The organism is Microbacterium sp. SZ1 (assembly GCF_002362255.1).
Classification (GTDB): domain Bacteria; phylum Actinomycetota; class Actinomycetes; order Actinomycetales; family Microbacteriaceae; genus Microbacterium.
Genome location: NZ_LPVV01000012.1, coordinates 260,364 through 267,243, shown reverse-complemented (window position 1 = coordinate 267,243; position 6,880 = coordinate 260,364). Strand labels below are relative to the sequence as shown.

The following is a 6,880-nucleotide window of genomic DNA, read 5'->3' as shown; positions in this document are numbered from 1 at the left end:
GCCGCGGCATCCGACCCCCTTTCTCTGCCTCCCGCATCGGGCGCCGCTTCGGAGCGGCGAATAACCGTACTCGCGCTGACCCCGTGTTTCAGCAGTATTACGGATGGTCACCACTCAGTAACGGTTCATTAGCCGAGTGCGGGGTTGCGTGAACCCCGGGTTACAGTCGACTATCCCTACGCGTTCGACGATGAGCGCGCAGTCTGATGAATACCCGTCCACAGGAGGACACACAGTGAAGCGCAACAAGATCGCCCTTGCGGGCACCGCGCTGTTCGCGATCGGCGCCCTGGCGCTCGCGGGCTGCGCGAGCGGCGGCGGCAACAGCGACGGCGGCAGCGCCGGCGGCGAGGCAGACCCGGATGCCATCATCACGACGAACGGCTCCGAGCCCGAGAACCCGCTGATCCCCACCAACACCAACGAGGTGGGTGGCGGCAAGATCCTCGACGAGATCTTCGCGGGCCTCATCTACTACGACGCCGACGGCAAGCCGACCAACGACATGGCCGAGGAGATCACCACCGAGGATCCCCAGAACATCACGGTCAAGCTGAAGGAGGGTCAGACCTTCACCAACGGTGAAGAGGTCACCGCCGACAACTTCATCAAGGCGTGGAACGAGGGCGCCAAGGCCTCCAACAAGCACCTCTCGAGCTACTTCTTCGAGGACATCGAGGGCTACAACGCCGAGACGGACTCCGAGCTCACGGGTCTCAAGCAGGTCGACGACTACACGTTCACGATCGCTCTCAACAAGCCCGCGTCGGACTTCGCGCTGCGTCTCGGCTACTCGGCGTTCTACCCGCTGCCGGACGTCGCGTTCGAGGACATGGAGGCCTTCGGCCAGAACCCGGTCGGCAACGGTCCGTACATGATCGACGGCGATGACGCATGGCAGCACGACGTGCAGATCGACCTCGTCCGCAACGACGACTACGACGGCGGGCGCAAGGCCGCCAACGGCGGACTGACGATCAAGTTCTACGCCACGCAGGAAGCGGCTTACGCCGACCTGCTGTCGAACGAGGTCGACGTCATCGACGCGATCCCGTCGAACTCGCTCCCCGTCTTCACCGACGAGCTCGGCGACCGCGCCGTGAACCAGCCGTCCGCAGTGTTCCAGTCGTTCACGATCGGTCAGTTCCTCCCGCACTTCAGCGGCGAGGAGGGCCAGCTGCGTCGTCAGGCGCTGTCGATGGCGATCAACCGCGAGGAGATCACCAAGACGATCTTCTCCGACACCCGCACCCCGGCGTCCGACTTCACATCGCCGGTCATCGACGGATGGTCCGACTCGGTCCCCGGCAGCGAGGTCCTGGAATACGACCCCGAGAAGGCCAAGGAGCTGTGGGCCGAGGCCGACGCCATCTCCCCGTGGGAGGGCGAGTTCAAGATCGCCTACAACTCCGACGGCGGACACGACGCCTGGGTCGACGCGGTGAGCAACAGCATCAAGAACACCCTCGGCATCGAGGCATCGGGCGACCCGTACCCGACGTTCCAGGATCTCCGCACGAAGATCAACGACCGCACCATCACCACCGCGGCTCGTTCGGGCTGGCAGGCGGACTACCCGGGTCTGTACAACTTCCTCGGCCCGCTCTACGCGACCGGTGCGGGTTCCAACGACGGTGACTACACGAACCCCGAGTTCGACGCCGCCATCGAGTCCGGCATCAGCAACCCCGACCCCGACGCACAGCTCGAGGACTTCACCAAGGCGCAGGAGATCCTCTTCCAGGATCTGCCCGCGATCCCGCTGTGGTACTCGAACGTGACCGGCGGCTTCAGCGAGAACGTCCAGAACGTGACGTTCGGCTGGAACTCCGTTCCGCTGTACTACGAGATCACGAAGGCCGGCGAGTAAGATCTGACGGCACTTCACTGTGAGGCGGTGGCGACTCTTCGTCACCGCCTCACAGGCTTGTGTTCGCAGAGCTTTCTCACCCTCACAGAAGGGACAAGCGGATGCTCGGATATATCCTCAGGCGTCTTCTGCAGGTGATCCCGGTCTTCTTCGGAGCCACCCTGCTCATCTACTTCCTCGTGTTCGCCATGCCCGGCGACCCGATCCTCGCGCTCTTCGGAGACAAGACGCCGAACCCGGCTCTGATCGAGGCGTTGCGCGAGCAGTACCACCTGAACGACCCGTTCATCGTGCAGTACTGGTACTACATCTCCGGGGTGTTCCAGGGTGACCTGGGCGACACGTTCTCGGGCCGCTCGGTCTCCTCGGTGCTCGCGGCGACGCTTCCCGTGACGGGGCGGCTCGCGGTCATGGCGATCGCGATCGAGTTCACCCTGGCGATCATCATCGGAACGATCTCGGCACTGCGCAAGGGGAGGATCTTCGACAACGTGTCGCTCATCGTCGCCCTGGTGGCGATCGCGATCCCGATCTTCGTCGTCGCGTTCCTGGCGCAGTACTTCCTGGCCATCCAGCTCGGTTGGTTCAAGCCGACCGTCGGAGCCGACAACGACTGGGGAGGTCTCTGGCTCCCCGCGATCGTGCTCGGGTTCAGTCTCTACGCGGTGAGCATGCGCCTGATGCGCAGCTCCGTCATCGACACGCTGAACCAGGACTGGGTTCGCACCGCGTACAGCAAGGGGCTCTCGCGCAGCCGCGTGCTTCCGGTGCATGTGCTGCGCAACTCCCTGATCCCCGTCATCACCAACTCCGCCACCAACTTCGGGGTCCTCCTCGTCGGCGCGACCGTCACCGAGGGCATCTTCAACGTGCCGGGTGTCGGCAACACGCTGTTCGAGGCCATCCGTCGTGGCGAGGGTCCGACCGTCGTCTCGTTCGTGACGGTGTTCGTAATCCTCTACGTGCTGGTGAACCTGCTCATCGACCTGCTCTACGGTCTGCTCGACCCGAGGATTCGCTATGCCTGATCCCACGACCCAGAAACACTACGTCGCGCCCGTCGAGACGGAGACGATCGCCGTCGATGCCGTGCGCATCTCGGACAAGGCCAGCAATCTGTGGCGTGACGCGTGGCAGGATCTGCGGCGTCGCCCCTTGTTCTGGTTCTCGATCGCACTCGCCCTCGTCTTCCTCGTGATGGCGCTGTGGCCGACGCTCTTCACGGCCACCCCGCCGAACGACGATTGCCAGCTCGCGAACAGCAACGGCGGTCCCGCTGACGGGCACCCCCTCGGCTTCACGTTCCAGGGCTGCGACATCTACGCGCGCATCGTGTGGGGATCGCAGACGTCTCTCGCCGTCGGACTGATCGCCACTCTCATCTCCGCGATCCTCGGTCTGATCATGGGCGCGCTGGCCGGCTTCTACGGCGGCTGGCTCGACGGACTGCTGTCGCGCATCGGCGACATCTTCTTCGCGATCCCCTACATCCTCGCCGCCGTGGTCGTGATGACCGTCTTCAAGGACGTTCGCTCGGTCTGGACTCTCGCTCTCGCCATCGGCGGGTTCGCGTGGGCGTCGACCGCGCGTGTCGTGAGAGCGGAGGTCCTCCGCGTCCGGCAGGCCGACTTCGTGATGGCCTCGCAGGCTCTCGGGCAGTCGAAGTTCCGCATCCTGCTGAACCACGTCATCCCGAACGCGATCGCCCCGCTACTGGTCGTCTCGACGCTCGGCCTGGCAGCCGCCATCGTCGCGGAGGCGACCCTGTCGTTCCTCGGCGTGGGTCTCGGAAGCGACGTGATGTCCTGGGGCAACGACATCAGCAAGGCCCAGGCCTCGCTGCGCGTCGCCCCGATGGCACTCATCTATCCGTCGATCGCGCTGACGCTCGCCGTCCTCGCGTTCGTCACCCTGGGTGAGCTCATCCGAGACGCCCTCGACCCGAAGGCGAGGGCACGCCGATGAGCGAGCGCGCAGTCGACCAGATCCCGTTGCTCAGCATCCGCGACCTGAAGGTCGCCTTCCGCACCCAGGAGGGGTTGCGGGAGGTCCTGCACGGCGTGAGCTTCGACGTCATGCCGGGAGAGACCGTCGCGATCGTCGGCGAGTCGGGTTCGGGCAAGTCCACGACGGCGACGGCCATCGTGAACCTGCTCCCCGGAACCGGCACCGTGACGGGTGGCTCGATCACTCTCGACGGACGTGAGCTGACGAAGCTCACCCGGCGCGAGATCGAGGCGGTGCGCGGCCGTGACATCGGCTTCGTGCCGCAGGACCCCATGTCGAACCTGAACCCCGTGTGGAGCATCGGCTTCCAGGTCAAGGAGGCCATCCGCGCCAACGGTGTCGCCCAGGGGCGCCAGGCGGTCAAGGCTCGCGCGATCGAGGTGCTGCAGCAGGCGGGTCTCGCCGACGCGGAGCGCCGTCTCCACCAGTTCCCGCACCAGTTCTCGGGCGGTATGCGCCAGCGTGCACTGATCGGCATCGGTCTCGCGGCCGACCCGAAGCTCCTGATCGCCGACGAGCCCACCTCGGCCCTCGACGTGACGGTGCAGCGGGTCATCCTCGATCACATGGCGTCGCTCACGCGCGACAAGGGCACTTCGGTGCTCCTGATCACCCACGATCTCGGCCTCGCGGCCGAGCGCGCGGACAAGATCATCGTGATGAACGGCGGCAACATCGTCGAGGCCGGACCCAGCCGGGAGATCCTCGAGAACCCGCAGCACCCGTACACCAAGCGGCTCGTGGCCGCGGCGCCGAGCGTGGCGTCGCAGCGCATCCAGGCGGTCGTGGAGGACCGGGGTATCGAGACGCTCGAGGACCTCGCGGACATCCCGCCGACGGTTCGCGTGGCCGGCCTCACCAAGGACTACAAGATCCGCCAGGGCGGGTTCCGCAGCGAGGACTTCCGCGCTGTCGACGATGTGTCCTTCGAGATCCCTCGCGGCAAGACGCTCGCCCTCGTCGGCGAGTCGGGCTCCGGCAAGTCCACGGTGGCGAAGATGGTCCTCAAGCTCGAGGACCCGACCGCGGGCACGATCGAGATCGACGGCCAGGACGTGTCGAACCTCTCGAACGCGCAGGCCTTCGGTCTGCGCCGACGGATGCAGCCCGTGTTCCAGGACCCGTACGGCTCGCTCGACCCGCTGCGGAACATCGGCAACACGATCGCCGAGCCGCTGCAGATCCACGGCGTCGGCGACCGGACATCGCGTCGGGAGCGTGTGGAGGAGCTGCTCGACCAGGTCGCGCTGCCCCGCGCGCTGGCGACCCGGTACCCGAACGAGCTGTCCGGTGGCCAGCGTCAGCGCGTGGCCATCGCGCGGGCCCTGGCGCTCAAGCCCGACATCATCGTGCTCGATGAGGCGGTCTCGGCGCTCGACGTGCTCGTGCAGGACCAGGTGCTGCAGCTTCTCGCAGACCTGCAGTCGGAGCTGGGTCTGACCTACCTGTTCATCACGCACGACCTCGCCGTCGTGCGCGTGTCGAGCGACCTCGTCTGCGTGATGGAGAAGGGGAAGATCGTCGAGCAGGGCACGGTCGACGAGATCTTCGCCAACCCGCAGCAGGAGTACACGGATCGGCTGCTGCAGGCGATCCCGGGTGCGTCGATCACCCTCGGCGGTCACTGAGCGTGTCGGCTGACTCTCGGCCGGGGGTCGCGCGGACGTTCCGCGCGGCCTCCGGGCCGGTGACGTTCGTGCTGTGCTCGCTGCTCGCGATCTTCCTGCTCGGCGACGCTGTCGTCCGCGCGGGATGGGGGCAGATGCTCCTGCTTGCGCCGTGGGTGCTGTTGGCGATCTGGGCCGTCTACGAGGTCGCATTCGTCTCCGCCGTGCGCGTGGACGAGAGCGGGGCGGTGGTGCAGAACATGCTCCGTCGCACGTCGTTCGGCTGGAGTCGCGTCCGTGACATCGACCTTCGCTGGCAGCTCGTGTTCTCGCTCGACGACGGCACCGACGTCACCTGCTACGGCGGGCCGGCGAGGGCTCGGCCGACGCGGCGTCCGTCCGACGAAGACGCAGAGGCGAAGGCTCCGGCAGGGCTGCGCGATCTCACGGAGATCCGCGATCGCTGGCAGGCGGCCTCCGGGGCGACGGACGCACCGATTCGGCGCGAGTGGGATGTGCGCGCACTCCTCGCGCTCGGCGTCATCGTGGCCTGGGCGATCGTCTCGATCGCGATCACGGCGAACTGACGGCGGCGATGCGCCCGACTCAGCCCGGAAGCCCGAACAGCTCGGGCCACGTCGCCGCAGCCCACGGATAGCCGACGAACACGGTCGCGTCGATGAGGAAGTGCGCGACGAGAAACGGCATGAGCCGTCCGCTGCGCTGGAACAGCCATCCGAAGAGCAGTCCCATCGCGAGGTTGCCGACGAACGCGCCGGGGCCCTGGTAGAGGTGATAGCTCGCTCGCAGCACCGACGTCGCGAGGATGATCGGCCACGGTCCCCAGCCCAGCTGCCGCAGCCGGGCGAACAGGTAGCCGAGAACCACGAACTCCTCCTGGATCGACGCGCGCGCCGCAGCGAGCAGCAGCACCGGTACGGTCCACCAGTGCGCGTCGAGACCCGCCGGATTCACCGCTACGAACAGGCCGAGGGCTCGCCCGACGACGTAGAGCGCGAGACCGGGGATGCCGATAGCCAGAACCAGAAGGATGCCGCGCCCGGCATCCGATCCGACCTTCCGACCGTCCAGGCCGAGGGGCCCGAGGTGCGGGCGGCGCGACTCCCAGAGCAGGAAGCAGACGAGCAGCACGGGAACGACCGAGAATCCGATCGACAGCACCTGGTAGATGAGGTCGAAGACCTCGCGGTCACTGCGCGCAGGGTTCAACGTCGCGGTCTGATCGGCGAGCGGCGTCGAATCGGTCAGGCGGTAGGCGAGCTGCACGATCGCGTACACCGCTGACTGGCCGAGTCCCAGGGCCAGCACGATCGCGATCTCCCACCACAGCCGGGAGCGCGGAGGGGCGGGGGAGAGATCGACGGCCGTCACGTCC

Annotated in this window: 6 protein-coding genes; 5 read left to right on the top strand and 1 reads right to left on the bottom strand. The window is 66.7% G+C overall.

The features are described from left to right. Positions 1-235 precede the first annotated feature (235 nt). The 5 genes from AUC47_RS08935 to AUC47_RS08915 all read left to right on the top strand — a co-directional run bounded on the left by AUC47_RS08935 (position 236) and on the right by AUC47_RS08915 (position 6,071). Positions 236-1,870: a peptide ABC transporter substrate-binding protein gene (locus AUC47_RS08935; protein WP_096714847.1), complete on the top strand. Its 1,635-nt coding sequence runs from the start codon at positions 236-238 to the stop codon at positions 1,868-1,870. Positions 1,871-1,971: 101 nt separating this feature from the next. After that, positions 1,972-2,898, top strand: coding sequence for an ABC transporter permease (locus tag AUC47_RS08930; RefSeq protein WP_096714846.1), 927 nt, complete (start codon positions 1,972-1,974; stop codon positions 2,896-2,898). Further along, entirely contained in the window at positions 2,891-3,835 is a 945-nt protein-coding gene (locus tag AUC47_RS08925) for an ABC transporter permease (protein WP_096714845.1), read from the top strand. The genes AUC47_RS08930 and AUC47_RS08925 overlap by 8 nt, the downstream gene beginning before the upstream one ends. After that, positions 3,832-5,505: a dipeptide ABC transporter ATP-binding protein gene (locus AUC47_RS08920; protein ID WP_096714844.1), complete on the top strand. Its 1,674-nt coding sequence runs from the start codon at positions 3,832-3,834 to the stop codon at positions 5,503-5,505. Before AUC47_RS08925 ends, AUC47_RS08920 begins: the two co-directional genes overlap by 4 nt. A 2-nt stretch (positions 5,506-5,507) precedes the next feature. Beyond that, complete coding sequence (locus AUC47_RS08915) at positions 5,508-6,071, top strand: PH domain-containing protein (RefSeq protein ID WP_096714843.1); 564 nt, start codon at positions 5,508-5,510, stop codon at positions 6,069-6,071. Between the two features lie 19 nt (positions 6,072-6,090). On the opposite strand, the gene AUC47_RS08910 is transcribed toward AUC47_RS08915, so the two are convergent. Then, positions 6,091-6,876, bottom strand: coding sequence for a CPBP family intramembrane glutamic endopeptidase (locus tag AUC47_RS08910; protein ID WP_256999498.1), 786 nt, complete (start codon positions 6,874-6,876; stop codon positions 6,091-6,093). Positions 6,877-6,880 lie beyond the last annotated feature (4 nt).